The following is a 25,698-nucleotide window of genomic DNA, read 5'->3' as shown; positions in this document are numbered from 1 at the left end:
TCCGGTACCCCGGACATCCCCCTTCCCCTGCCCCAATTCCCGTACGTCACGGAGTCGTTCATGTACAAGCTCACCGGTGTCACCAAGAGATACACGCGGGGCAAGGAGACGGTGGAGGCGCTGCGCGGCATCGACCTCGTCATCGAGGACGGCGACCAGCTCGTCATCCAGGGTCCCACCGGCGGCGGCAAGTCCACCCTCCTGCAGATGATCGGCGGCCTGGACCGGCCGACCGAGGGCAGTGTCGAGCTGGACGGCGTCGATCTCGGCGCCATCAGCGAGGCCAAGCTGACGCGGCTGCGCGCCGAGAAGATCGGCATCATCTTCCAGGCGTTCAACCTCATCCCTACGCTGACCGCGCAGGAGAACGTCGAGACGGCCCTCGTACCGCTCGGTGTGAAGCCCGCCGAGCGGCGCGAGCGGGCGGCCGAGGCGCTGCGCTCGGTCGGTCTCGGGGAGCGGCTGTCGCACGTCCCTACCGAGCTGTCCGGCGGTCAGCAGCAGCGGGTGGCCATCGCCCGCGCCCTGGTGAAGAAGCCGAAGGTGCTGCTCGCGGACGAGCCCACCGGCAACCTCGACGAGGGCACGCGCGACGACATCATGGCGCTGCTCGAAGGGCTGTGGCGTGAGCACGGGCTGACCTTCATCCTGGTCACCCACGACTCGTCGATCGCCCGCAAGGCCCCTCGGGTCGCGACGATCAAGGCAGGTCAGCTCACGGTCACTGATCAGGATCAGTACGTCGGCTGAGCGCATGCGGTTCGACTGCGGGTCCGTTGTGGCTGGTCGCGCAGTTCCCCGCGCCCTTTTGGGGCACGGCCGTTCACCGCCCGAGCAGTTGGTCGATCTCGGCCGACTGCCCTGCGGTGAGCGGCCCTTTCACGACCGGTCAGGCCTGGCCCGTCTCGAAGCGGAGGATGCGGCCGTCGTCGACGGTGAAACGCCACTTGGTGCGCATCTCGCCCCAGGTGTCGTTGCTGTAGTTGGCGACGAGGACGCGGCCCTCCCCCGACTCGTTCGCGACGTCCATGTGCCCGTGGGAGGAGAAGATCTCGCGCTCGGTCCAGTCGGCGAGGTCACGGTCGGAGCCGTCGTCGGACATGGTCGCGCCGGGTGCCAGTACGGCCTCGAAGGCCTCGCGGTCGTGCGCGTTCACGGCGTTGACGAAGGCCCGGACGGCCGGGTCGCTGAGCTTGGCGGTCTGAATCGTCATGCCGGTCACACTGGCACCGGCCCCGGGCCCACGCCACCCGAACGGCAGGTACGAACGGCCCCCTCGGGTGCGGTGGGCGTGATCGGTGCGACGGTGGAGGCATGACCTGTGACGACCGATACGACCGGCGTGACCTGGGCCTGCTGCTGCTCCGTCTGGGGACGGGCGGGGTGCTGGCGGCGCACGGCGCGCAGAAGCTGTTCGGCTGGTTCGGCGGGCACGGCCTCGAAGGCACCGGCGCCTTCATGGAGTCCGTCGGCTACACGCCCGGGAAGGCCAGCGCCACGGCGTCGGGCCTCGCGGAGACGGGCGGCGGCGCGCTGCTCGCGCTGGGCCTGGCGACTCCGGCGGCCGGCGCGGCCGCGGCGGGCGCGATGGTGGGTGCCACCGCCGTGCACGCGCCCAACGGGTTCTTCAACACGGGTGGCGGCTACGAGTACGCGGCCACCCTGGGCCTCGCCGCGGCGGGCCTCGCGGTGACGGGCCCGGGCCGGCTCTCCCTGGACCACGCGCTGGGCCACGTACTGGATCGCGGCTGGATGGTTCCGGCGGCCCTCGCCGGAACGGCCGCGGTCACGGCGGTGGTCGTGGGGGCGCGGAACCGGCGTGTGCGGGAGCGTCAACAGGGCACGCAGGACGCGCTGTTCGAGGAGTAACAGGACGGACGAGAGCCCCATCCGCGTGGCTCACCGGGAACGGGCCAGGGAACGAACGCTCCCTGGCCCGGCCCCCTTCCGGCATCGGCCGGTCAGGACCCGTCCGCGTTCGACCGTCCGAAGAACTCGATCTCGGCGATGGCCACCTGCTTGTCGCCGGACGCCGCGTGCGCCGAGAGGATGACGAAGCGTACGGAGGTGACGGCGCCGACGCGGAAGGCCCGGGTCTGGGCGCCCGCGCCCTGGTCGAGGTTGAGTATGCGGGTCGTCTTCTTTCCGTCGGCGGTGGTGATCTGTGCCTCGACGCGCTTCGGGAGCGCCGACTCGGAGAGCGTGTCGGCGCGGGCGGAGACGCCGGGCGTGATGAGGACGTCCAGCAGCCGGGTGGGCTCGGCGAAGCTGGCCTCGATCCACTGGCCCTCGCCGGACTGGGTGACGCCGGGGCCCCACCAGGTGTTGCTCCGCTTGTCGAAGGCCAGTTCGGGCTTGTGGCCGGGGTAGGAGCGGGACGCGGTGACCTTGTCCGGGTCGGCCGGGGCACGCTTGGCGAAGTGGTCGCGTACGCCGTTGACGGCATCTCCGAAGTTCATGGCGGCCGCGATCAGCAGGGTCAGCACCAGCGCGCCGACCACCCAGTTCCAGACACGGCCGAAGCCGCGGCGCAGTCGCGGTCGGTCCCCCGCCCACGGGGTCTCGCCGCCCCGCAGGTCCAGCAGCCGGCGCCACCACGGCAGCCGCCGACCGGGCTCGCCGCCGCCCTGGGCCGACATCGGCATGGCGCAACGTCCGCAGAAGTGCCGGTCGGGCATGTTCGGGGTCGCGCACCAGGGGCACGGCAGGCCGCCCTGTACGCCGGGTTCCCGGCCCGGGGTGCGGACCTGCGGGCGGTCGGTGACCGGGAGGCCGGGCAGCACGGGTGCGACGGAGGGCTCCGGGGCCGTCCGGGGTTCGGGGTCCGAGAGCGGCACCAGGAGGGACCTGGCGCGGGCTGCGGTGTCGTCCGGCTCGGGGGCGGGAGCGGGGGTGGGGATGGGGGTGGGCGCGGGCGCGGGGGTGTTCTCCCCGGGGGGTACGGCGGGCTGGGGCAGCGTGTCCGCGTCGGCGCTCTGGGGCGGTTCCGGGGTGGCGGTGGCGGGGTCCGACCGGGGTGCGGGCGCGGGTGCGGGTTCGTCCAGCCTGGCCAGGGCGGTGCGGGGCACCCCGGTGCCGCCGGGGCCCGAGCGGGCGAACGCGTCCCAGCCGGGGCCGTGAGCGTCGGCGCTGCCCGACGGCCCGCCGCCGGACCTCGTCTCCTCGCGCACGCCCGCCGCCACGGCGAGCTCCCCCGCCGGAACGGACACGGGATCGCCGGCACCCGTACCCCTGGCGGAGCTCGCCCGGCCCTCCTGGTCGGCGCTTCCCGCGCCCGCTTCCCGTCCCTCGCGGACCTCCCGCTCCTCGCGGTCGGACCAGCTCAGCACCGCCCCGCAGGCGTCGCAGAAGGATTGGCCGGGCTCCGCCCGTGTTCCGCATTCGGCGCAGCTCTGGCTGGTCATCTTTCCGGGGTCCTTTCGGCGACGGTCACCTTGACCGTGTAGGGCATGTGGGCGGGGCGGGCCGCGGCCACGAGGCTGTCCAGCCGGTGTTCGTCCGCGGGTGTCGGGTCGGGCAGCCGCAGGGCGACGTGCAGATGGGGGCGAGGATCGCCGGGGACGGGTCCGAGGGGCCGGGCGTGCCAGTCGGCGCCGCCGCTCTCCGTGATCTCCGGGATCACCCCGAAGGCGAGCCGTACGGCCTCGGACAGGCCTCGCCGGGTGCCTCGTACCCGGTGCAGGTACGCGGCGGCGGCGACGGCGGCGCGCAGCCGGTCCTCCGGTTCGGTGCCGTCGATCTCGGCGCCGACCCAGCTGCCGAGCCAGCGCGTGAAGTCGAGTGGGGCCAGGGACGGGGTGAAGTAGGAGTCCAGGCAGTCGAGGGCGTTGAGGATGGGCGCGACGACGTCGTCGAGACCGCCGACGAACCGCTGGGCCAGGTCGTCGTCGGCGAAGACCGCCGGGAGCATCGCGCCGATGGGCGCGGAGGAGCCGAGTCCGTCGATGGAGCCTCTCAACGGGCCCTCCCTGTCTGCTGGTCGCGCTTCGTCACGTGCTGTCCCCGATGACCCGCACCCGGTGGTCGAAGGAGAAGACGAGGGAGGGCGGGGCGAGGTCGATGCGGTTCGTCGACTCGCCGCGCTTGCCGGTGAGCGGGTCGGCGGGATGCAGTTGCACCTCGTCGACCAGTTCGACGCCGGGTACGCGTTGGAGGACCGCGAAGACCTCGCCGGACTGCACGGGACGCCCGAAGGGCCAGCCCTTGCCGTCGGCGCCGCCGGTGAGCGGATCGAGGTGGCGGTAGAGGGCGTCGTGCGCCTTTCGGCGTACCCGGTCGGTGTCGACGCCCCTGAAGGCGTGCACCGTCGCGACGACGGTGACCCCCTGGTAGAAGGGCGGGCCGACCGCCAACCGCGTCCCGATCAGGCGCCGTTCGTCGAGATATCGGGTGATGCGCTGCAACAGGGCGTCGCCGGGGACGAGTTGCTCGAAGCGCAGCCGTCCACCGGGGTCGGGTACGGCCTGCGGTACGACCAACACCCGTACGGCGTAGGACCCGTGCTCGCCCTCGTCGCCCTCCAGGCAGGTGATGCGGGCGGTCTCGGGGGCGGCGCGGCGGGCGAGTTCCTCGTAGTCCCGCAGGGTGACGGCGCGTTCCTGGGCACGCAGGGTGATCGGCGCCCTGACCTTGGCCTCCTCGACGGTCTCGCCGTCGACCCCGCCACGCGCGGCCTCCCGGTTGACGACTTCGGAGACGTACGGGATCGAGCTGCGCAGCACCTGTACCGCGCCCCGGGCGACGTTGCCCCCTTTGCCTCCGCCGGTGCGGTAGCGGCGGGCGCGCAGGACCGCGCCCTTGGGCGGGACGGCTCCGTACTGGCGCAGGGTGCCGTCGGGTTCGCGGACGGCGGGGCCGAAGGCGATCTCGCCGGTCGCGGCGTCGAGGGTGAGGTGGCGGTCGTCGGGGGCGGAGGCCGAGAAGTGCGGGACGACCTGCCAGTCCGTCCACCCCTCGGGGCCGGCCGCGGACTGGACGAGTACGGGCGGGTCGTCGCCGACGACGGGCGAGTTGGCCAGTCGCAGCCGTTGCCCGGGCAGGCCGGTGGACTCGCCGAGGGCCTCGTCGTACACGGTGTCCGCGTGGACCGCGCGCGTGGTGCCGCCCAGGGTGAAGGCCTCGGCGGACCGGATGGTGGGTGAAGTGGTGTAGAAGGGCTGGTTGTTGAGGGGCTCGGTGACCCGGCAGCGCAGCCAGCCGGCCTCCCTGCCGCCGGTGCGGGAGAGGGTGTGGCCGCCGGGGACGTGCAGGACGACGTCGCCGGGCCGGTTGAGGCCGCCGGTGCCGTCCCGGTGGACCTCGCAGACCGCCCAGCCGTCCTCGGTCCACGCCTCCCACAGGAGGGGCGGCTGGCGTGGGTCGACGCCGACGCCGTCGACGCGGCTGTCGAGGTCGAGGGCGACCGCGCAGTGCGGTACGGCCGCGCTCAGCCCGAACAGCATGCAGTCACCGGGGCCGGGGGCCTCGGCGAAGCAGAGCACGTCCTTGCCCTCGGTGAGGTCGGCGGTCCGGTCGGCGACGGGCGCGCCGTCGTTCTGCACGACAAGGTGCTGCAACTCGCAGGGCACGACGGCTAGTTCACGTTCCGTGGCGAAGACGACGGCTTCCTCGCTCTCGGTGCGGAGCGTGGCCGCCTCGGTGCCCGACGGCAGCAGCACCGTCTCCTCCTGGGGCGCCGACAGCCAGAACGTCACGTCCGTGCGGGCGGCCGAGGGCGGAAAGAGGGTGATGCCGACGAGGTCGAGGAAGGCGAGGTGGTTCTTCTCCGGGACGCGGTTGAGGCGGTAGACGATCTGGTCCGCCATGTGCGCGACCGTCTCCACGAGGGTGACGCCGGGGTCGGAGACGTTGTGGTCGGTCCACTCCGGGGCGCGCTGCTGGATATAGCGCTTGGCGTCGTCGACGAACTGCTGGAAGCGGCGGTCGTCAAGGTTGGGTGAGGGCAGGGCCATCGGTGATCAGCGGTCGCTTTCAAAGGAGTTGCCCGTGTCGCCGGACGCGTCGGGCCCCTCGTGGGAGGGGATGACGTAGAAGGGGAAGACGAGGCTGCGCGGGTTGTTGGTGCCGCGGATCGAGTAGCGGACGTCGATGAACAGGACGCCCTGTTCGGCACCGGCGGTGACCTCGACGTCGTCGACCTCGATGCGCGGCTCCCAGCGGTCGAGGCTGGAGTACACCTCGTGCTGGATGCGCCCGGCGGTGGCCTCGTTGACCGGCGCGAACACCAGGTCGTGGATGGCGCAGCCGAATTCGGGCCGCATCGGGCGTTCCCCGGGCGCGGTGGCGAGGACGAGCCGGATGGCCTCCTCGACCTCCCGTTCCCCGCTGACGAGGGCGATGCCCCCGGTGGGCCCGATACGCAGCGGGAACGCCCACCCGGAACCGACGAACTGCTCGGCCATCTTCGGACCCACCTGCCTTCTTCTCCGCACGCTTCCGCGGACCAGGAACTTCTCGGCCGTCACGGGAGCGGATACGGCTTGGTGTTGACCGTCACGATGCCGTTCAGCATGAGAGCGAAGCCTCGAATGCCCACGTTGGCGACGGAGTTGACCTGGACGGAGGCGGTACCGGTGAGGGTCGCGGCCCCCGCCGCCTTGAGGTTGAGGGCGCCGACCGCGTCCACGTTGACCACGCCGCCGAGCGACTTGAGACTGACCATGCCCCGGCCCTGGAGGTTGAGGATGCCGCCGCTCCTGATGTTGATGGCCCGGCGGGCGCTCAGCGTCAGATCGGTACCGGCGTCCACGGAGACGGAGGTGCCGCCCGTGATGCTGACGGAGCCCTTGCTGTCCACGGTGATCTCGGTCTTGGTGCGGTCCAGGTTGATGGTCAGCCTGTCGTTGCCGCTGGCGATCCGCACGCCCTGTTTGCGCAGGCCGGTCTGCTGGCTGAGCAGGTCGACCCGGTTGCCCTCCCGGTCGGACAGGGTGTGCCGGATGGCCTTCTTCTTCAGCGGGTCGTGCAGCCACACGTCCTTGACGACGGTCGGCTTGTCCCGCCCGTTGTAGAGCCCGCCCACGACGAACGGATGGTCGAGTGCCCCCCGGTCGAAGGAGACGAGCACCTCGTCCCCCACGTCGAGCGGGAAGATACCGCCCCCGCCCTTCCCGCCGAGCTGCACGACCCGCGTCCAGTCACTCACGTACGCGTCGTCCAGCCAGGGGAACTGAAGCTTCACCCGCCCCTGCTTCAGGGGGTCCTCCACATCCGTGACCAGCGCGTTCGCGACGCCGGGCAGCCGGGGCGCGGTGGTCGCGGCGCCGCCGGAGGTGAGGCCGAACAGGGAGCGCCACTGGCGTCCGCTGACCGTCACGAGGGTCTCGTAGTGGTCGCCGTCGCCGAAGACGTGCCGTACGGACGTGCAGGTGTACTTGCCCTCGAAGGGCTTGCCGACGTCCGCCAGGGTCACCGGAATCCCGGGGCGCAGCTTCGGATTCCCCCGCACCGTGACCTCCAGCTCGGCGAAGGAGGTGGCGACGTCCTCGGCGAGGGCGCCGGCCGCGAACTTGACCTCGGCCTGACGGTCGTACGGCGTGTCGGTCTCGACGAGCTTGCCCGCCTTGAAAGCCGCGGAGGCCTTCTTCGGGGTCGTGCCGATGCCGATGAGCGCGGTGCTCCCGGCCGGGGCGATGGCGGTGAGCTTCCTCTTGGTCGTGACGTCCCAGCCTCGGGCCTCGACCTTGGCGATCTGGTCGGCGGAGGTGACGGCGGCCCGGCAGCGCAGGATGTCGACACCGCCCTCCAGCAGGAAGGGGCTCTTCTCACCCGGAGTACTGACCGGCGGCGCCCCGGCCGCGGGGTCGGGCTTCACGAACTGGAACATCCCCTCGGCGTCGAGGGACATGACCATCTCGCTCTCGTCGGCGAGCCGCGCGAGAAAGTCCCAGTCGGTCACGTTGGCCTGGCTGATGAAGTCGTAGACGGTCCTGGTCGCCTGGATCTTCCCGACCTGGACTCCCGCCTTGGCGACGACCTTTCGGACGATGTCCGAGGCCGTCTGGTTACGGAAGGCGGCCACCCGGCTCTGCCGCATCAGGCGGTGACCGGCGTCGTAGCCGCGGATGACGGTGAAGGTGCCGTTGCCGTCGTAGTCGGTCTCCATGCCGGTGACCTCGCCGGTGATCAACGGGTCGGCGGCGCCCTGACCGGCGGCAACGGGCGCCAGGATCACGGGAGTTCCGAAGTCGACTTTGAGCTCGCCGAGCACCAGGTACTTCGGGTCGCGGAAGGTGATCCGGAAGGCCCCGGGAACCCCGGCCCCCAGGTCGACCCAGCCGCCGACGAGCAACGGGGCGATGTCGTCGGGCAGTTTGGCACCCCCGACCTTGACACTGAGGGAGCTGGAGAAGGTGATCTGGACCATCAGGCGCTCGCCTCCTCCGCCGCCGGCAGGATGAGTTGGAGCCCGGTCGGCAGCCGGCCCGGGTCGTCGATGCCGTTGCGCTCGGCGATGGCCCGCCAGGCGGTCGCGTCCCCGTACTCCCGCCAGGCGAGCGACTGCAACGAGTCCCCGGCGACGACCCGGTGCACGCGCTGCGCGGTGAGCGCGCCCGACGTCGGGTTCTGTCCCTTGGTCTTGCTGGGGATCTCGTGCAGATGCACCTGGCAGGTCGCCCGGATGGGCACACCGGTCGTCCCGAAGAGGCTGTAGGTCGCGTCCACGGAACTGACGTACGCGGTGAACCGCGCGGTGGAGAACGACCCCCACTCGAACACGACCCAGGGCGTCGACGACTGATTGGCGGCGATGCTCTTGGCGGTCGTCTCGCAGCAGGAGAAGAGCGCCTCGACCTTCTTCAGCACACTGGTGCTGCTCGGGTCGTCGGACGAGTCGAGGAAGATCTCCACGGTCATCTCGCGTGGCAACGGCCCCTGGAACTCCGGCAGCGAGCCGTCCCGGACAGCCGCTGTGGGAGTGGTCTTCCACTGGGCCCGGCGGCTGAGCGAGAGCTGGGAGGGGTTGAAGTCGAAGCTGAAGTTCTTGATGAGCGCGCCGGGTGTGGTGCTGTAGCCGATCGGCGGCTCGTGAATGGCGAGCGTGGCCCGTACCAGGCTCTTCCCGGCACCGCCCTTGCCGCCCTTGCTTCCCTTGGCCATGTGGTTCCTGCCTCTTCCCGTCCGCTCGCTCAGTCCGTGAAGCCGTGGTGGGTGATCTCCAGGACCTCCGTGGCGACGCCCGGGTTCGCCGGGTCCAGGGAGGGGCCCTGCCAGCTCACGGGCAGTACGTCGATGAGCCCCCAGCGCGCCACCTCCGAGCCGTCGGCGCGCAGCGCCGCGATCTGGGCGGTGGGGCGGGTGACTCCCGTGGTCACACTCGAGATCCAGGCGGCGACCTTGGAGGTGTCCGGCGTCAGCGGCCGGGTCAGCCGGATGTTCGAGAACGTCACCCGCGACGGCAGCGCCCACACGAACCCGTTGTTGCCGCCCTCCTGGTGATGCTCGATCTCCACCGCGGACGACAGGCCCTCGCACCCGTTGAAGTACCCGAGGCTTTCGCCGTCGATGGTGAGGGTGAAGAAGATCGTGGAGCCCGGGTCGGTATCGGTGGACATCGGGGCCTTTCAACTGACTTGTGGAGGGGCGGAGATGTTCGTGCGGTCAGCGACGGGGGTCGCGGAGTTTTCCGATGCGCTCACGGTCGAGACGTAGTTCGGTACGGACCTTGCGGGTGACCCTGTCGATCAGCCGGTGGGTGAGTTCGTCGAGCTGGTGGTCGTTCAGGTCCCCGACCTTGAAGGGAGGAGTGGATTCGCGCTTCGCCTGCTGCGCCTGCTGGGTCCGCTCGGACTGCTGAGCCTGTTGGGACTGCTGGGTCTGTTGGGTCTGTTGGGGCATGGCTTGGGTTGCGGGTGCGGCCCTCCGCTGGATGCGGACGGCCGCGGGTGCGGCTGGGAGGGCCGGCCGCGCGGGGGCGGCACTGGTCATCGCCGGGCGCGGCGGCATCGGCGAGGTGGAGTGCGTGCGCTGTACGGGGGTGCCGGCGCCGGTGCTGTGCGGCACCGGCGCCGGCTGCGGAGCGGAGGCGGGCGAGTGGCGGACGGGGGTCGCGACCGGCTGCCCCACGACGGGCGGCGCGGGACGCCTCAGGGGGGCGGCCTTGGGGGCGACGGGAAGCGCCTGGGCGGGGCGCGCGGGGCTGGGTGGGGCGGGGAGGGAGGTGGTCAGGGGGTGGGCGGAGGAAAGCACCCGCTGTATTCGCGGTGGGGCAGGAGGCGCGAGTTGTGCGACGGCGGGGCGGGCTGGGAGTGCGGGATGTACGGGGGGTGCGGGTGACGCGGGTGACGCGGGTGACGCGGGTGACGCGGGTGACGCGTGAGGTACGGGGGCTTCGATCGGCGCGTTCGGCGCCGGGTGGGTCGGCGGGGCCGGGGTCGGCGCGAGCGCCTTGGCTGCCGTCGCGGCAACCGGGTTGCCGGGTACGGAGATCGCGGGTGCCCGGGGTGTCGCGACGGCACGCTGGACCGGCACGCCGGGTGCGGAGATCGGCACCGGCGCGACAGATGTGCCGGTGCTCGCTGCGGGGCTGATTCCGGTGACACCCGGGGGCGTTGACGCGGCGGGGCGGCCCATCAAGGGGGACGCGTCTGCGGGCGGTGCGGAGAGCGGGGCTCCCAGGGCGCTACGCCGACGGGGCGTACTCGGTGTCGGGGTCGCGAACGCCGAGGTAGGCGTGGGCGTCGAGGTGGGCCCTGCTGTGCGCCGAGGCGCTGTGGCGGCCGTTCGCTGGATCGGGGCGGCCAGTCCGGCCAGGGGCTTGTGCTGGGCGGAGGGCGCGGCGGGCGTGACCGGGCTCGGGGTGGAGGTGGGGTGCGAGGGCGCCTGGGGAGAGATGGGCCTTGGGGCAGAGGGCGCGGCCGGGGTCACGTCAAGGTGGGAGGGCGCCTGCGGGGTGGCGGGCGTGACGTCGGCGGTGGCGGACGCGGTGTCCGACGGCCGGGCTGTGCCGGCGTGCGGTGGCGCCTGGGTGGAAGCCGGCTGCACGCTTCGAGTGACGGGAGGGACGGAAGTTACGGGGGTGACTGCGCGCGGGACGCCGGGCGTCGCCGGTCCGGATTCCCCGGGCTCGGAAGTACGCACCGGAGGCGTCGAGTTAGCGGCTCGGGTGTCGGCGGACGCCGACTGCCGGACGGGGGCGCCGGACACCGGGGGCGGGTTCGTGGAAGCGGTGAGCGGGGTTGTACCGGGGGTCGCCGGGCCAACCGGAGCGGCCAGGCGCTGCACGGGGGAAACCGGGCTCGCGGAAGCAGCGACGGGGCTCCCGGGAGCGGTCGCCGGTCCCACAGGTGTACCAGTACGACCCGTCGAGGTGGCCTCTTGTCGCACCGGCGACGGGCCGGCGGAAGCGGCGACCGGGGCGGTAGCAGCGGACGCCGGTTTCACAGGGGTGGGTGTCGGTCCAGCAGGGGCGGGCGTCGGTCCCACAAGGTTGGGCGTCGGCCCCACAGGGTTGGCCGTTGGTCCCGCCGGAGTGCTGACTCGCCGCACGGAAACCGGATTCGCGGGGACGGCGACCGAGCCGGCCGAACCGGCCGCCGGTCCTGTCGGCGCGGCAACTCGCTGCACCGGCGCCGGACTTCCGGAACGCGCGACCGGCCTCGCGGGCGCGGCAGCCTCTTCCACAGGGGTGGCCGCCGAACCTGTCGAGGGGGCGACTCGCCCCACCGGAGCCGAGCTACCCGAGGCAGCGACCGGAGCCCCGGAGGGCGCCGCCGTACTCGCGGAAGGAGTGACCGCCTCTCCCGCCGAGGTGGCCGCTCGCTGCACCGGCGGGTTCCCTCCCGCAGTCGGACCAGCCTGGGCGGCGCTAGCGGTCCTACCGGCACTACCCGCACTACGGTCCGGCCGAGCCACGTCGGAGTGCGTCAGGGCAGCGCCCCGCTCGTCGGCCGGGGCGGTTGGGGACCCCGGAGGCGTGCGATCCGAGCCGCCCGTTGTCGCGGTAGTGACCGGGCTCGCCGGGACGGCAGTTGCCCTCGTCGGAGCGGCGGTCCGCTGAACCACGGGCGTGGACGGCGCCCCGGAGACCCGGGACGACTCAACCTGCCTCACCGGTACGCCAGTTGACGTGCTCTTCGAGACTGCCGGCCTCTGCGCGACGGCCGGGCCCGGCGCCGTGGATGCGGCCCCTGGTCCTGGTGACGCGGCAGCAACCGGCCCTGTCGACCCGGCAGTCCTCTGCACGGCAGCCGTATCCGTCGCCGCAGGTACAGGACGCGACACCGCGGCCGGCCCCGACACCTGGGGGGCCAACTGGACGGACGCGGCACCCGGACCCGAGGAAGCCACGGTCGGCCGTACGGGAGGAGTGGCGGACTCCGTCGAGCCTGCCGAGGCAGCGTCCGCTTCCACGGCGGAAGTCGAGGAAGGAGGGGATGCCAGGGATCGCGCCGACGCCTCCGAGACGACAGCGGGGGGAACCTCGGGAGCAACCGTGCTCCCGGCACCCCCGGAACTCCCCGTGGCCGCCGCCGACTTCCTCGCCACCGGCAAGGTACGCCGCTGCACGACCGCCACACCGGAAACCCTGGTCAGCGGCGCGACCCCGGCCACGGGGGAAGCCACGGCAGCGGGGGAAGCCACGGCAGCGGCGGAGACCCTGTCACCCGCAGTTCCATCAGTTCCAGCACCTCCAGCAGAGGCAACAGGCGCCACGCCCGAAGCCGACGCCGAACCCGAAACCGCACCCGAACCCGAGGCCGACGACGTCCCGCCCACCGCCACCACCCGAGGTCCCGACGCCCGAGCGACCGCCCCAGGAAACGCCACACGCTGGATGGAAGCCGCACCGGAAGCCGTACCAAAAGCCCCACCAGAGGCAGCGGCACCTCCCGCCGTTCCGGGCTCCGCGTCCCCCATCACGGCCAACGGCATGGACACTGACGGCAGTTCAAGCCCAGGTCCCGGCCCCCGCGACTCGACGAGCGCGCCGCGCACCAGGCCGCTCGGCGCGTCGTCGAGGACGGCGTGGGAGAGGGTGCCGGTGAAGGAGGGGTTCTGCCAGGTCGTGAGTCGGGTGGCGAAACCGGCGTCGGCGACTCCCGTACGGCCGACGGCGGTCGCGCGCTGCATCGGCGGCAACGCGGACCACCCGGCCGACGGAGCACGGGACCCGGAAGGGGACGTGTCCCCTCCTCCGGTCTCACCCCCGACGTCAACTCCCCCACTGGAGCGCGAACTTGCCGCGCCCTCAACCCCAACGAACCCATCGGACCCCTCGGCCCCACGGCGACGTGCCCTCAACCGGTCGACGATCCCCACGACCTCACCCCTCTCCCGCGCCGCGCGTGACAAGGGCCGCGATCCGGTCCGTGTATCGGCGCCGGTCGCGGTGTTCGAGGTCGAGGATGTCGTCCATGCTCCAGTGGAAGTGGTAGGCCACGTACGCGATCTCCTCGTACAGCCGGTCGCTCGCGTACGTCACGATTCCCCCAGGCGGCTCCCGCCGAGTTCGACTTCGAACGGCTGCTCGCAGTGCGGGCAGGTCACCCCGGCGCGGGTGTGTCCCTCGGCGTTGATCTGCCGGTAGAAGTCCTGGAGGAAGGCGAGGTCGGAGGCGAACATGTTCTCCACCACGCCGTCGTGCACGAGCGGCAGCGAGCCGAGCCGGGTGATGACCCGGCCGAGCAGGACCACCGACAGGTACGCCGGGTTCTCCTGGACGCGCATGTCCCGCAGGGGGATCAGCTCGTCCCGGGCCGTTGCCAGCCGCATCACACCGTCGCGATGCACCGTGCCGGTCTCGTCGACGTACCCGCGCGGCAGCTCGAACTCGAACTCGGTGCGCAGCCGTTGGGGAGCCGAGGCGGCGGCGACCTGTTCCGTCGCCGGTGCCGCCTCCGCCCCGGGGAAAGCCGGACCGGGGTCGGCGACTGCGGCCCCGGCCGGCCTGGGAGCCGTACGACGCATTACTCGATGACCAGTTCTTCGAACGTGATCGTGACCGTCTCCTGCAGCGCGGACGCCTCGCCGGCCTTCACCGTGCTGGTGTCGATCTTGCTGCACCAGGCGTTGCGCATGTTGTAGCGCTTGACCGGGTTGTTCATGTAGTCCATGACCATGATCGTGGCGTTCTTGCGGGCCGTGGCCATCTGACCGGCGACCGACTCGGTGATCCACTGGTTGAAGGCCGAGGACTGGGTCATCCCGCGGACGACCGTGCAGGTGCCCGCCTTCTTCACGCCCGGCAGCTTCTTCGTGACGGGCTTGCCCTGGGCGGAGACCTGCTGGTACTCGATGACGTCCTGCTCGATGCTGAGGCCGCTGACCTCGGCGAGGTACTCGACCATCACGCCGTCGATCTGCAGGCCGAAATTGTGTGAGGTGAGGGCGTCACCCGGCTGGAGACTCATCTGGCTCTCTTAACTCTCTTGACTCTGGGCGTTTCTGGGGGACTTGGCTGTCGCGCGTGAATCCGGAGAGCGGGCCTACTCCTCCAACTCGCCGCTGCCGCCCGAGAACTGGGCCAGCCGGAAGATCACGAACTCGGCGGGCTTGACCGGTGCGATACCGATCTCGCAGACGACACGGCCGAGGTCGACCGACTCCGGCGGGTTCGTCTCCTCGTCGCACTTGACGTAGTACGCCTCCTCCGGCCGCTGGCCGAACAGGGCGCCGCTGCGCCACTCGTTGACGAGGAACGCGGAGACGTTGCGCCGGATACGGGCCCACAGCTGGTGGTCGTTCGGCTCGAAGACCACCCACTGGGTGCCGATCAGGATCGACTCCTCCAGGTAGTTGAAGTAGCGGCGCACGTTGAGGTAGCGCCACGCCGGGTCGGAGGACATCGTGCGGGCGCCCCAGACGCGGATGCCCCGGCCCGGGAAGGCCCGGATGCAGTTGACGCCGATGGGGTTGAGCAGGTCCTGCTCACCCCGGGTGATCTGCATCTCCAGGTCCACAGCGCCGCGTACGACCTCGTTGGCGGGCGCCTTGTGCACACCGCGCTCGGAGTCGTTGCGGGCCCAGATGCCGGCGATGTGGCCGCTCGGCGGGATCATGCGGGCATGGCCGGTGGCCGGGTCGAACGCCTTGATCCACGGGTAGTACAGGGCCGCGTACTTGGAGTCGTAGCCGGCCGTCTCCTGGCGCCAGACGCGGATCTGACGGGCGTTCAGGCCGGGCGGCGGGTCGATGACGGCGACGCGGTCACCCATCAGCTCGCAGTGGGCGATCAGACCGAGCTGGACCGCCTTCACCTGCTCCAGGTCGATCGCGCCGCGCTGGTAGGCCGCCATCAGGTCGGGCACGGCGACCATCGACACCTCGTCGACGGCCTCCAGGCCACCGAACCCGGTGCGGTCGGCGGAGTCGCCGAGGTACTCGGCCGCGCCGGCGTGCTCGCCCTCGTTCTCCACCGCCGCCGGGGCGACCGGGGCGGGAGCGGCCGGGGCGGCGAGCGCCACGGTCTGGTTGTCGGGGCGGACGAGCTGCGCGGCGGGCGCCGTCTCCTGCACGGTGATGAGCTTGGAGCGCTCCTTCACCTGCGTGACGACGTAGTTGCGGCCGCCCTTCTTCGCGGTCACGTCGAACGTCTCGACGGCCTTGTCGCCGTCCTTGACGATCAGCTTGAAGCGCTCGGCCGGGCCCTCGCCCTCCGGGTCGGCGATCTCGACGTTCAGCGAGCCGCCCGCTATCGCGGTCACACTGAAGGTGCCGAGCTGCTTCGGCTCCCCGGCCGACAGCGCGGCCCGGTCGCCCGCACCCGCGACAGCTCTGGACGGCGCGGAGCCGCCCACGACACCGCCGGACGCACCGCCGACCCGGACGACGTAGGCGGCCGAGCCGCCGTTGTTGAAGAAGCCGTAGACGCTGTGCGCGAGGTAGTAACCATCGGTGAAGTCACCGAAGGCAGCGACGTACTGCGTCCAGTTGGTCACCAGTGTCGGCTCGTTCAGCGGGCCGGTCGGCGCGAGGCCGACGAAGGCCGCGACCGAGGTGCCCACTCCCTCGATCGGACGTGAGCCGCTGGCCACCTCCTCGACGTATACGCCGGGCGACAGGTAGGACGGCATGCTCTGATCTCCTCGGGGTACGAGACAGGACACCTCTCACCCTCACGCGCGCGCCCCGTCCACCGGAACGGCCTGCGGTACCTGGTGAGGGGCAACTCCCGTGCCCGCAAGGGCAGCCCAGGAGGCTCTGCGGCCCCGGGCCCCGTCCGCCCTGCCCGTACGTCTGCCCCTTCGGCTCTCCCTCCAACCCGCCCGCACCGGTAAGGCTGGGGGGCCGACCGAACCGGGCCCGACGGGACCCGCCCCAACTGGCCCGTACCGGACCGGAATCGGACCGTTCGGGGAGCGCGGTCGCCGCGGCCCAGATCACCTACACACCCGGGAAGTGAACACCCCAGTGAGCCTTTGGACTTCCCTGGAGCCCGCCTCCGCGACCGTCGACCCCGGCGGCAGCACGACCGTCCGACTGCGCCTGCGCAACACCGGTGACGTCGTCGACGAGTACCGCTTCGAGCCGGTCGGCCCCATCGCCCCCTGGACCCGGGTGGAGCCGCAGACGGTCCGTCTCTACCCGGGTACGACGGGCACGGTGGACCTGACCTTCGCCCCGCCCCGTACCCCGGACGCGACGGCCGGTCCGAACCCGTACGCCGTCCGCATCACACCCACCGAGCACCCGGAGGCGACCACCGTCCCCGAGGGCAACCTGACGATCACCCCATTCTCGGAGGTACGGGCCGAACTCGTCCCGCCGACCGTGAAGGGCCGCTTCCGGGGGCGCCCGAAACTGGCCGTCGACAATCTAGGGAACACCAAGCTCACCGCGTCCATCAGCGGCAGCGACAACGGCGACAACCTCTCCTACGACATCCACCCCGGCAGCGTCCAAGTCGCGCCGGGGCGTGCGGTGTTCGTCGACGCCCGTCTCAAGCCACGCCAGATCATCTGGTTCGGCAGCAAGGAGGAACGGCCGTTCAAGCTGGCCGTGCAACGCTCGGGCGCCGTACCGATCGACGTCGACGGCACGTACGTACAACGCGGCTTCCTGCCTCGCTGGCTCGCCACCTTCCTCGGTATCTTCCTGGCCCTCGCCATCACCTTCGTCATGCTCTGGATCTCCTACCGGCCCCAAGTCGGCACGCGGGCCAAGGAGTTCACGGAGGCCGGCAACGTCAGCACCCTTCCGCCGCCGAGCCCCACGGCCGCCCTCAGCAGCCCGCCCGTGGCGCCCAGTCAGGAGCCCGCCCAGGACCCCGTCGTCGTCCCGCCCCCGGCGGCGGAGACCCCGCCGGCGGGCGGCGGGGGCAGCGGCGGCAACGGCAGCGGCGGGGGCGGGGGCGGTGACGCGCCGAAGAAGGAGACGAAGCCGCCGAAGCCGCAGGTGGTGACCGCCGCCGTGGCGGTGACGCGACTGGCGGCGCGCAGCGCCGGCCGGCACATCTGCTACCGCGCCTACGTGGCCGACCAGGGCTGGCAGGAGCCCGTGTGCGACGGCGCCGAGGCGGGCACGGTGGGCAAGGGGCTGCCGATCAAGGCGCTCAACATCGCGACGTCCGGCACGAAGGGGAACAAGGGCAGCGGTGCCTTCCAGTACAAGATCTGGAAGGACACCGAGTGGACTCAGGTCGCGGACGGGGTGGACAACTACCTCGGCAGCACCAAGGAGTCGGCCGAATCCCTGCAGGGCTTCACCATCCAGGTCTTCGACGGCAGCGTCTGCGGCAACCCCCATGTCGCGGACGGCGGTTGGCTGGGCGTGGTCTGCACCGACCCCGGCAACTGGAAGTACATCGGGAGCCGGGTGGAGGACCACAAGCAGTTGGAGGCGGTCCGCTTCACCGTGTGAGCCCCGGCCCCGCGACATCGGCATCGGCATCGACGGCGACATCGACGGTGTCGGTGTCGGTGTCGATGTCCGGGCGAGGGCCCGCCTACCAGGCCCCCTCGCCCGGCACCAGTCGGCCGGCCTTCCTGTACTCCCGTTCGGCGCCCTCCAGCAGGTCCGCCGCCGTGACCGGTTCACCGCGTCCGGCGGCGGAGTAGGCGGCCGTGACGACCGCGCTGCGGATCGAACCGCCGGCCAGTTCGAAGGCGTCGGCGACCCGCGCCGGGTCGGTGCCTGGGGCGCGGGGCACCCGGGCGAGGCTGTGCTGCCACAGTGCGAGGCGCTGGCCGGCGTCCGGGAACGGGAAGTCGACCACCAGGTCGAGCCGGCGCGTGAACGCCTCGTCGATGTTGGCGCGCAGGTTGGTGGTGAGCAGCGCTATACCGTCGAAGGACTCCAGCCGCTGGAGCAGATACGCGCTCTCCATGTTGGCGTACTTGTCGTGCGCGTCCTTGACCTCGGAACGCTTCCCGAAGACGGCGTCGGCCTCGTCGAAGAGGAGCACGGCGTCGGTACGGTCGGCCTCGCTGAAGATCCGTTCGAGGTTCTTCGCCGTCTCGCCCACGTACTTGTCGACGACGGACGACAGCTGAACCACATAGAGATCCAGGCCGAGTTCGGCGGCGACGACCTCGGCGGACAGCGTCTTGCCGGTACCGGACTCCCCCGCGAACAGTCCCAGCACCCCCCGGCCCCGGCCGCCACCCGCGCTGAGCCGCCAGTCGCCGAGGACCTGACCGCGGTGGCGGGCACGCAGGGCGAGTTCGCGCAGCTGGGCGAGCGGCTTGCCGGGGAGGACGAGGTCCTCCCAGCCGACGTCGGGCCGGATGCGCCGGGCATGCCGTTCGAGCCCGGACGCCGACTGCTGGCGGGCGGCCAGCCGCAGATGGTCGGCGGTGAGCGGCGTCCCGTCGAAGCCGGCGAGACCCTGGGCGGCCCGGGCGGCCCGCGCGATGCGGTCGGCGCCGAGCCGGTACGGGGCGACGGTGGCCGCCAGCTCGAATCCCAGGTCATGGGGCTGGTCCGGGCTCCGGCGCAGTGCGTCTCCCCAGACGTCCAGCTGTCCCGCCCCCTGCCGGGGTGCCTCAAGCACCAGCGGATCGTCCTCGGACCAGTGCGGGTCGTACGGGCCGGACCCGGTGAGCAGCACGGGTACGTCCGACACGTTCGGCCCGGTCAACGCCCTGACGAGGGCCGCTGGTTGCTCGGGCAGGGGCGACACGACGACGACCCGGCCACTGAGCCGCGCCTCACGCAGCAGGTCGGGAACCCTGTCCTCGGGCCCGGAGAAGTGCAGCGCGTCGAGTCCGGCGGTGTGCAGGGCCGCCGTGACGCAGGCCAGCCCGTCGCCCTCGCGATGTTCGCGCAGGTAGACGGTGGGTGGTCGCGGATCACCTGGAGCCTTGGCGGTGAGCAGCGCGGCCAGCCTGACGGCGAACTCCGTCGCGGAGGACGACGACGGAGAGGGAGATGGAGACAGGGACGGAGCTGGGGCGTACGGGGTTCTGGGTGCGAGGGGTCGGATGTGGCCGGCGAGGGCCGCGTCCAGGGTGTCGTCGCCGAGGAGGTGGGCGACGACCCGGTCGGGGACGCTCAACTGGCGGCTGGGAAAGGGACGTTCGGGCTCCTCGACGGTCAGAAGGCCGAGCGCGGTCAAAGGCGCCGAAGGATGGAAGCGGGCCCTGGCCGCCGGCTCGTGCACGGGGAGTCCGCACAGGTCGAGGGCGAGGCCGGTGGTGGCCCGGCGGCGGCCGACGTCGTCGTTGAGATAGCCGTAGAGGGGCTCGAAGGAACGGTCGAGGTCGGGGGCGAGAGCGGCGAGAAGGATGTGGACGTCCAGGGCGAGGAGGCCGAGGCGGTCGGCGAGACGCGCCATCGGGTCGTCACCGTCGACCACGGGCGAGAGGCCGGGCCGCTCCTCGGTGGAGTCCTGCGGTTCCTGGGTTCCGGGCCGCAGGAGCAGGTGCCGTACCGCCTCCTCGGACAGGTACAGCCCACGCAGCGGATCGTCGGCCGTCGGGTCATCGGCGCTGCGTGATTCCACCAACCGTGCTACCTGGGCACGCAGTTGGGAGAGGCGGGCGAGAAGCCCGGAAGCCACGGAGGTCCGAAGGGTCGCGGAGGTCATGAGGTACGCGTCCCCGTCCCCGTCTGCTCCGCCGACTGCCCCGGCCGCCCTGTCTGTCGCCCTGTACGTCCGTTCTCCAAGTGCCGTGGCTGATGGGCCCGTTCGGGGGAGTCCTCCAGCGAGCCGTCGATCGCGCGGACGCGGACGGCGGCGCCCTCCGTGACCGGGGGTCCGGCGTCGTATTCGGGGTAGGCCGGGAAGGGGGCCGTGACCACGAGGTCTAGGGACGGCTTGAGTTCACCGCCGAGAGCGGACCAGATCTCGGCCAGGGAGCGGGACTCCGTATGGGCCCCGGACACGGACAGCGGGACAGAGAGGCCCAACTCGCGCAGGGGAGCCGGGAGTTCATCGGGCGAGAGCAGCTCGCGAGGCAGCAGGTTGGTCAACGCGGCGGACAGGATGCGGTGTTCGTCCTGGGGTTGCTTGGTCCAGGCGGTGACGAGGTAGGACAGCCTGAACCAGCGGGGTGGCTGTCGGCGCCGGACGATCACGTCACGCTCGTCGCGGATGGACACGGTGCCGCGCTGGCGACGGGCGGTGTCCTCACGGATGTCGTACAAGTAGGCGTTGATCGCGGGGCCGTTGCGTCGGGCGGCCCAGTCCCGGGTCGGGGCGTCGAAGAAGACGTCGATGCCGGATCCGGCGAGGGCGCCACCACCGAGCAGCCCCTTGAGGACCTCGTCCACCTCGTGGATCACTGTCGCGCTCCCGCCGCCCTGCCGTACTGCCCTGCTCCGCCGTACTGCCCTGCTTGCCGTACTGGCCTGCTCTTACCGGGCGGGTGCGTGCCGTTTTCGGTCCCCGGCGCGCGTGTTCCCGTACCCACGGTCATCGTGCCGTCATGGGCGCCTGTCCGCGCAGGCACGCAAGGGACGGGTGACGGGCATGAGTTGGTGTCCGCGCGCCGTTTCCGATTGCCCGTTCGATCAGATGTAGCCTTCGCGCAAGGCATAGGCCACGGCATGCGCCCGGTTGCGCAGATGCAGCCGTGTGGTGAGTCCATGCATCACGTTCTTGACTGTGCGCTCGGAGTAGGACAGCTTGCTGGCGATCTCCCCCGTGTCGAGCCCCTCGGCGACGAGGCGCAGGACATCGACCTCGCGAGGCGCGAGGCCCGAGGTGGGGGCACCGGGCTGGCCGGCCGCCGTGCGGTGCAGTGTGCCCACCTGGCTGATGAGACGGCCGAGGAGGTCGGAGGGCAGGTCGCCGTCGCCCCGGGCGGCGGCGAGTACGGCCTGCGCCAGCCGGTGTCCGGTGGCCTCATGGCGCCAGACGATGGCTCCGACACCGCACTCGATGACGTCGAGGAGTTCGTTCTCGCGCAGCATGCCCACCACGAGGACGGCCTTGGCGCCCTCGCTGCGGACGAGTCGGCGCAGCCGCGACAGCGTCGTGTCGTCGAGGGTCTCGCTGACCAGCAGGGCCACGACGCCGGGTCCGCTGTCGGCCTCCTCCCGGAGCTCGACCACCGGGTGCTGTCGCAGTTGGCTGACCGCGCCGGCGCGCGAGATCGGGTCGGCCGCGTGCACGGCGACGGGTACGCGGCGCCCGGGTTCCGACGACGGTCCGTTACTGGCCCTCGTGCCGGTCCCGGCCCCCGTGCCAGGGCCTGTGGTGCGGAGTGTGGTGCGCAAGAACTGCCCCCAGGGTCAGGTGCCGCCACCTTCGAGGGGTCGGTGGCAGACGTGCGCATCCCACACTTCTGTGGCTGATGGGGCACGCACAATCGTGGACCACCACGAGAGACACCACGAGATCGGCCACCAGTTCGACCACGAGACCGACCGCTACCTACCCAAGACAGGAGGCAGGCATGCCCTCACCATCGTCCTCATCGCACTCGTCGTTCTCGTCGTCGTCATCACTCTCATCGTCGTCATCGTCATCGTCATCGTCGCTGTATGAGCGCCGGGAGGCTCTGGCACTGGTTGCCGACGAGGCGGCACGCGCCCGTGAGGGAACGGGCCGTCTGGTCCTGCTGCGCGGCGCGACCGGCACCGGCCGTACCGCCCTCCTGGAGGCCGCCACCGAGCACGCGGAGACGCACGGCATGCGCGTCCTGCGCGTCCGCTGCTCCGCGGAGGGCAGCGCGACCGGCGTCCACCTCCCGGTCGTAGAGCAACTGCTGTCCCCGATACAGGAGTCTCCCGTCGAGGCCCCGCACCCGGCCGCCAGGCTCTGGCGCTCGCTGCACGCGTACGCGGCCGACGGTCCGGTGCTGGTCGCCGTGGACGACGTACACCTCGCGGACGAGGACTCCCGGTGCTGGCTGATCGAGGCGGCGCGCAGGGTGGACCGATTACCTGTGCTCCTGCTGGTGACCGAGCGCAGTCAGTACGACGTCGACCCGCCGTCCGCCGGGCTGGTCCACACCCTCTCCCCCGCTCTCGTACGCACCCACACCCTCGCCCCGCTGAGTCGCGACGCGGCGGCGGAGCTGGTGCGTTCGGCCGTCGGCGACGCGCCGAAGAGGTGGGTGGCGGACTACGTACGGGCGAGCGGGGGCAACCCGCTGCTCCTGCGCGCCCTCCTGGAGGACCTGGACGCCACCACCGGCACACCGGCCGCGCTCCCGGAGACGTGCGCCGCGCTGTATCCGGGGGCCTACCCGGCGGCGGTGGCCTGGTGGCTCGACAGCGCCGGGGCCGCCACGGCCGACGCGGCACGCGTGTTCGCCGCGCTGGACGAGCTGCCGGAGGGCGCCGATGTCGAGCTGTTCATCGAAACCGTCGGATCCATGGGGGCGTTGGGCACACCGGGCGCATCGGGCGAGTTGAGCGTGTCGGGATCATCAGGGTCAGAGGCAGGGTCGGGGTCGGATCCGGCGCGGGTTCGAGGGTGGCTGACCGCCATGACCCGACTGGGTCTGCTGCGCCTCGGCGTCGACGGCCGTCCCCGCTACGCCCACCCGCTGCTGCGGGACGCGGTTCTCGCCGGCTGGCCCGCCGCCGACCGGCAGGCGGCACACCGGGCGGCGGCCGAGGCGATGCTGCGGCGCGGCGACCCGACCGAGACGGTGGCCGGGCAGCTCCTGCGGTCGGGCACGGTGGCCGAGGCGTGGGCGACGGACGCCCTCCTGGACGCGGCCACCGGCGCGGTCCGTGACGACCGCACCGACGACGCGGTGGTCCTGCTGCGCCGGGCACTGACCGAGCCGATGTCGGCGGGCCGCCGGGCCGAGGTGCTGACGGAGCTGGGCTCGCTGGAGTTCGCCGCCGTACGTTCCTCGGCGGGCATCCCCCGGCTCACGGAAGCGATGCGGCTGCCGGGTCAGCCCCGGTACCGCGTACAGGCGGCGGTGGCCCTGGGCACGGCGCTGGCCAGACGCGGCGAGGCACGCGCGGCGGTGACCCTGCTGCACAACCTGGACGGCCAGTTGACGGACCACCCGGACCTGCTCCGCACGGTCCAGACGGCCTCGGCCCTGCTCTCCGACCACGACCAGACGATCCGCGAGGAGACGTACCGCCGGCTGCGCGAGACCGCCGAACACTCCCCCCAGGCACTCGGCCCCGCCGGCCGCGCCCTTCTCGTACGGTACGAGGCGACCGCGGGCCTGACCTCGGCGGACGCCGCCATGAAACGCGTACGCGCCCTGCTCACGGAGCCGGCGGGCCCGCTCGCGGAGCCCTTCCTGCTCGGCACGGCGGCGGCGGTGGCCCAGTGGGCCGACGAACTCGACGAGGCCGAACGCCTGACGGACCGGGGCCTGACCGGCCAGCGCCCCACCCTGCTGCACCCGATGCACGAGGCCCTGCTGAACGTACGCGCGGACATAGCCGCCGCCCGCGGTGACTACAGGCGGCTGCTGAGCGAGCCGGAGTCGTGGCGAAGGGACGGGACGGCCGAGACAGCCGAGAGCGAGGAACTCGGGTTCGGCTTCGGGTGGGAGTGGGCGGCCGGGGTGGGGACCGGGACGGAACCGTGGGGCGAGTCGGTCGACGAGAGGAAACCCACGACAGCGGCAGGCCCCGGCCCCGGATACGGACACGGGAACGGGAACGGGAACGGTCCGACGAACGCGGAGGCGCACGTGCTGCTCGCGCTCGTCGAGACCGGCCGCCTGGACGAGGCCTGGCGGCTCGCCGACGCCTTCGACCTGCGGGAGGCGCACGACTCCTGGGAGTTGAACCGTTTCCTGTACGCGCGGGGCGTGGTGCGCGCCGCCTCCGGTGATCCGGCCGGCGCCCTCGGGGACTTCCTGGAGTGCGGGCGCCGCCAGTCCGCACGCGACGTACTGAGCCCGGTGGTCACACCCTGGCGAGCCGCCGCCGCCCAGTGCCAACTGACCCTCGGCCACCCCCGGGAGGCGCTCGCACTGGCCGAGGAGGAACTGCGGCTGGCCCGGGTCTGGAACACCCCGCGCCTGATCGGCCGTTCACTGCGCGTACTCGGCACAGCGACGGGCGGGCGCCGCGGCCTCGACCTGTCCGACGAGTCCGTACGGGTCCTGCGGGACGCCTCCGTCGATACGGAACTGATCCCGGCCCTGATCGCCCGGGGCCGCCAGCTCATCGCCGCCGGCGAACGGACCCGCGCCCGCAAGTCCCTGCGCGAGGCGGCCGAACGCGCCGAGCACCTGGGCGCCGTACGCCTCCGGTCCGCCGCCGACGAGGCCCTCCGCGAGGGCGGCGCCCGCCGCACGGCGACGACCCTGACGGCGAGCGAACGCCGGATCGCGGAACTCGCGGCGGAGGGCCGCACGAACACGGAGATAGCGGAGTCCCTCCACGTGGCCCGCCGCACGGTGGAAACCCATCTGACCAGCGCCTACCGGAAGTTGGGCATCCGGAGGAGGGGGGAACTGACGGGGGCGCTGGGCCGTGGCGGTCCCGGTGCGGGCCCTCGGACCGCCACGCCGTAAGGACGACGCGGCCGGCCCGCAGGGTCACCCCTGTCCCCCTGTCACGCCTGCCACCCCTGTCATCCGTTGACGACGGGCGAGGCGGCATCGATGAGCTGGCGCAGGGCGCCGTAGTAGACCTCGCTGTCGGTCACGGCGGGCACGATGGCGGCGAGGTGGCCGGTCAGCACCGGGAACTCCGCCGGGTCGAGCGCGGCCAGCGCGGTACGCGTGGCGGCCTGGGCGGCCTTCGGGTCGCGGTGGTCGACGAAGCTCGCGCTGCCGAGGGTGAGCAGGTACATCCTCCGGTACGCGGTGATCGCCTCCGTGGGGCTCATCCCGGCCGCGAGGCTGTCGGCGAGTTGCGGCTCGACCAGGCGGGCCAGCAGGTTCGGGCCCAGCCAGGGCCGCGCCCCGCGCAGCGCGACCAGTCCCGGATGAGCCACGAGCAGCCGGTACAGCGCGGTGAACCGCGTCTCGGTGGCGGTGGCCCAGTCGGTGCCCGGCTCGATGTCGGGCAGCCGGGCGGCGAGGTGGTCGGTACACAGGTCCAGCAGCCCGGCCAGGTCGGTGCAGCGCCGCTGGAGCGAGGCGAGGGAGATGTCCAGCCGCGCGGCCAGCGCACGGAAGGTCAGCGTCTCGGGTCCGCTCTCGTCGACCAGCAGCAGGGCGGCGTCGGCGATGCGGTCGGGGGTGGCGCGATCCAGGGAAGGGGAGTGCCGGGGCATAAGGGTCACTGTACGATACGGCGTACCGAACAGCCGAATCACGAATAGCCGCCCTCACCCTCCCCCGTTATCTTCTTCGCGGTCCTGCAAGAGGGCCGCTGGCCTCCGGGTCCGGCATGACTGTTCCCCCCTGTCGAACGAATGACCTGGGGGGGTGGTGT

The 25,698-nt window shown here is 72.1% G+C and carries 21 protein-coding genes; 4 read left to right on the top strand and 17 right to left on the bottom strand.

Annotated features, from left to right (window positions below):
* The first annotated feature begins 60 nt into the window (after positions 1-60).
* Positions 61-750, top strand: a complete 690-nt coding sequence (locus PV734_RS41135; RefSeq protein WP_319294541.1) for an ABC transporter ATP-binding protein — start codon at positions 61-63, stop codon at positions 748-750.
* 139 nt (positions 751-889) lie between these two features.
* Here PV734_RS41135 and PV734_RS41130 read toward each other — a convergent pair whose 3' ends face one another.
* Positions 890-1,213 (bottom strand): nuclear transport factor 2 family protein, encoded by a 324-nt coding sequence (locus PV734_RS41130; protein ID WP_319096310.1) that lies wholly within the window; start codon positions 1,211-1,213, stop codon positions 890-892.
* Between the two features lie 101 nt (positions 1,214-1,314).
* On the opposite strand from PV734_RS41130, the gene PV734_RS41125 reads away from it, so the two are divergent.
* A complete protein-coding gene (locus tag PV734_RS41125; protein WP_319096308.1) occupies positions 1,315-1,869 on the top strand; it encodes a DoxX family membrane protein in 555 nt (184 codons plus the stop codon).
* Between the two features lie 92 nt (positions 1,870-1,961).
* Here the strand turns inward: PV734_RS41125 and PV734_RS41120 are convergent, their stop codons facing one another.
* From PV734_RS41120 to PV734_RS41065, 12 genes are all read right to left on the bottom strand, one after another.
* Complete coding sequence (locus tag PV734_RS41120) at positions 1,962-3,404, bottom strand: NADase-type glycan-binding domain-containing protein (RefSeq protein WP_319294539.1); 1,443 nt, start codon at positions 3,402-3,404, stop codon at positions 1,962-1,964.
* Positions 3,401-3,958, bottom strand: coding sequence for a phage tail protein (locus PV734_RS41115; RefSeq protein ID WP_319096306.1), 558 nt, complete (start codon positions 3,956-3,958; stop codon positions 3,401-3,403). Before PV734_RS41115 ends, PV734_RS41120 begins: the two co-directional genes overlap by 4 nt.
* A 31-nt stretch (positions 3,959-3,989) precedes the next feature.
* Positions 3,990-5,951: a putative baseplate assembly protein gene (locus PV734_RS41110; protein ID WP_319096305.1), complete on the bottom strand. Its 1,962-nt coding sequence runs from the start codon at positions 5,949-5,951 to the stop codon at positions 3,990-3,992.
* A 6-nt stretch (positions 5,952-5,957) separates the two neighbouring features.
* A complete protein-coding gene (locus PV734_RS41105; protein WP_319096304.1) occupies positions 5,958-6,401 on the bottom strand; it encodes a GPW/gp25 family protein in 444 nt (147 codons plus the stop codon).
* A gap of 59 nt (positions 6,402-6,460) precedes the next feature.
* On the bottom strand, positions 6,461-8,365 hold the full coding sequence (locus tag PV734_RS41100; protein WP_319294536.1) for a VgrG-related protein: 1,905 nt from the start codon (positions 8,363-8,365) through the stop codon (positions 6,461-6,463).
* Positions 8,365-9,099: a LysM peptidoglycan-binding domain-containing protein gene (locus PV734_RS41095; RefSeq protein WP_319096302.1), complete on the bottom strand. Its 735-nt coding sequence runs from the start codon at positions 9,097-9,099 to the stop codon at positions 8,365-8,367. The genes PV734_RS41100 and PV734_RS41095 overlap by 1 nt, the downstream gene beginning before the upstream one ends.
* A 29-nt stretch (positions 9,100-9,128) precedes the next feature.
* Positions 9,129-9,554 carry a phage tail protein gene (locus tag PV734_RS41090; RefSeq protein WP_006377862.1) on the bottom strand — a complete coding sequence of 142 codons (426 nt, stop codon included), beginning with the start codon at positions 9,552-9,554 and terminating at the stop codon, positions 9,129-9,131.
* A 46-nt stretch (positions 9,555-9,600) separates the two neighbouring features.
* Complete coding sequence (locus tag PV734_RS41085; RefSeq protein ID WP_319294534.1) at positions 9,601-10,188, bottom strand: extensin; 588 nt, start codon at positions 10,186-10,188, stop codon at positions 9,601-9,603.
* 3,076 nt (positions 10,189-13,264) lie between these two features.
* Positions 13,265-13,423 (bottom strand): DUF6760 family protein, encoded by a 159-nt coding sequence (locus tag PV734_RS41080; protein ID WP_319096300.1) that lies wholly within the window; start codon positions 13,421-13,423, stop codon positions 13,265-13,267.
* On the bottom strand, positions 13,420-13,908 hold the full coding sequence (locus tag PV734_RS41075; RefSeq protein WP_319096299.1) for a hypothetical protein: 489 nt from the start codon (positions 13,906-13,908) through the stop codon (positions 13,420-13,422). The genes PV734_RS41080 and PV734_RS41075 overlap by 4 nt, the downstream gene beginning before the upstream one ends.
* Positions 13,908-14,351, bottom strand: a complete 444-nt coding sequence (locus tag PV734_RS41070) for a phage tail protein (RefSeq protein ID WP_006375239.1) — start codon at positions 14,349-14,351, stop codon at positions 13,908-13,910. The genes PV734_RS41075 and PV734_RS41070 overlap by 1 nt, the downstream gene beginning before the upstream one ends.
* 75 nt (positions 14,352-14,426) lie before the next feature.
* Positions 14,427-16,013 (bottom strand): phage tail sheath subtilisin-like domain-containing protein, encoded by a 1,587-nt coding sequence (locus PV734_RS41065; protein WP_319096298.1) that lies wholly within the window; start codon positions 16,011-16,013, stop codon positions 14,427-14,429.
* Between the two features lie 337 nt (positions 16,014-16,350).
* Between PV734_RS41065 and PV734_RS41060 the strand changes: the two genes are divergently transcribed.
* Complete coding sequence (locus PV734_RS41060) at positions 16,351-17,799, top strand: hydrolase (RefSeq protein ID WP_319096297.1); 1,449 nt, start codon at positions 16,351-16,353, stop codon at positions 17,797-17,799.
* 85 nt (positions 17,800-17,884) lie between these two features.
* On the opposite strand, the gene PV734_RS41055 is transcribed toward PV734_RS41060, so the two are convergent.
* The 3 genes from PV734_RS41055 to PV734_RS41045 form a co-directional block, all read right to left on the bottom strand.
* Positions 17,885-19,966 (bottom strand): ATP-binding protein, encoded by a 2,082-nt coding sequence (locus PV734_RS41055; protein WP_319294532.1) that lies wholly within the window; start codon positions 19,964-19,966, stop codon positions 17,885-17,887.
* Entirely contained in the window at positions 19,963-20,664 is a 702-nt protein-coding gene (locus PV734_RS41050) for a DUF4255 domain-containing protein (RefSeq protein ID WP_319294530.1), read from the bottom strand. The genes PV734_RS41055 and PV734_RS41050 overlap by 4 nt, the downstream gene beginning before the upstream one ends.
* A 228-nt stretch (positions 20,665-20,892) precedes the next feature.
* Entirely contained in the window at positions 20,893-21,600 is a 708-nt protein-coding gene (locus PV734_RS41045) for a helix-turn-helix transcriptional regulator (protein WP_415924354.1), read from the bottom strand.
* A 179-nt stretch (positions 21,601-21,779) separates the two neighbouring features.
* Between PV734_RS41045 and PV734_RS41035 the strand changes: the two genes are divergently transcribed.
* Positions 21,780-24,830, top strand: coding sequence for an AAA family ATPase (locus PV734_RS41035; protein WP_415924353.1), 3,051 nt, complete (start codon positions 21,780-21,782; stop codon positions 24,828-24,830).
* Between the two features lie 59 nt (positions 24,831-24,889).
* Here PV734_RS41035 and PV734_RS41030 read toward each other — a convergent pair whose 3' ends face one another.
* Positions 24,890-25,537: a TetR/AcrR family transcriptional regulator gene (locus PV734_RS41030; RefSeq protein ID WP_319096293.1), complete on the bottom strand. Its 648-nt coding sequence runs from the start codon at positions 25,535-25,537 to the stop codon at positions 24,890-24,892.
* Between the last annotated feature and the right edge of the window lie 161 nt (positions 25,538-25,698).

This window comes from Streptomyces sp. AK08-02 (assembly GCF_033795085.1).
Lineage (GTDB): Bacteria > Actinomycetota > Actinomycetes > Streptomycetales > Streptomycetaceae > Streptomyces > Streptomyces echiniscabiei.
Note: the sequence above shows the minus strand (reverse complement) of the source record. Positions and strands in the feature narration are given on the sequence as shown.

Coding starts and splice junctions, on each gene's coding strand:
- PV734_RS41135 (WP_319294541.1), top strand. CDS start 61: ATGTACAAGCTCACCGGTGTCACCAAGAGATACACGCGGGGCAAGGAG.
- PV734_RS41130 (WP_319096310.1), bottom strand. CDS start 1,213: ATGACGATTCAGACCGCCAAGCTCAGCGACCCGGCCGTCCGGGCCTTC.
- PV734_RS41125 (WP_319096308.1), top strand. CDS start 1,315: ATGACCTGTGACGACCGATACGACCGGCGTGACCTGGGCCTGCTGCTG.
- PV734_RS41120 (WP_319294539.1), bottom strand. CDS start 3,404: ATGACCAGCCAGAGCTGCGCCGAATGCGGAACACGGGCGGAGCCCGGC.
- PV734_RS41110 (WP_319096305.1), bottom strand. CDS start 5,951: ATGGCCCTGCCCTCACCCAACCTTGACGACCGCCGCTTCCAGCAGTTC.
- PV734_RS41105 (WP_319096304.1), bottom strand. CDS start 6,401: ATGGCCGAGCAGTTCGTCGGTTCCGGGTGGGCGTTCCCGCTGCGTATC.
- PV734_RS41100 (WP_319294536.1), bottom strand. CDS start 8,365: ATGGTCCAGATCACCTTCTCCAGCTCCCTCAGTGTCAAGGTCGGGGGT.
- PV734_RS41095 (WP_319096302.1), bottom strand. CDS start 9,099: ATGGCCAAGGGAAGCAAGGGCGGCAAGGGCGGTGCCGGGAAGAGCCTG.
- PV734_RS41090 (WP_006377862.1), bottom strand. CDS start 9,554: ATGTCCACCGATACCGACCCGGGCTCCACGATCTTCTTCACCCTCACC.
- PV734_RS41075 (WP_319096299.1), bottom strand. CDS start 13,908: ATGCGTCGTACGGCTCCCAGGCCGGCCGGGGCCGCAGTCGCCGACCCC.
- PV734_RS41070 (WP_006375239.1), bottom strand. CDS start 14,351: ATGAGTCTCCAGCCGGGTGACGCCCTCACCTCACACAATTTCGGCCTG.
- PV734_RS41065 (WP_319096298.1), bottom strand. CDS start 16,013: ATGCCGTCCTACCTGTCGCCCGGCGTATACGTCGAGGAGGTGGCCAGC.
- PV734_RS41055 (WP_319294532.1), bottom strand. CDS start 19,966: ATGACCTCCGCGACCCTTCGGACCTCCGTGGCTTCCGGGCTTCTCGCC.
- PV734_RS41035 (WP_415924353.1), top strand. CDS start 21,780: ATGCCCTCACCATCGTCCTCATCGCACTCGTCGTTCTCGTCGTCGTCA.
- PV734_RS41030 (WP_319096293.1), bottom strand. CDS start 25,537: ATGCCCCGGCACTCCCCTTCCCTGGATCGCGCCACCCCCGACCGCATC.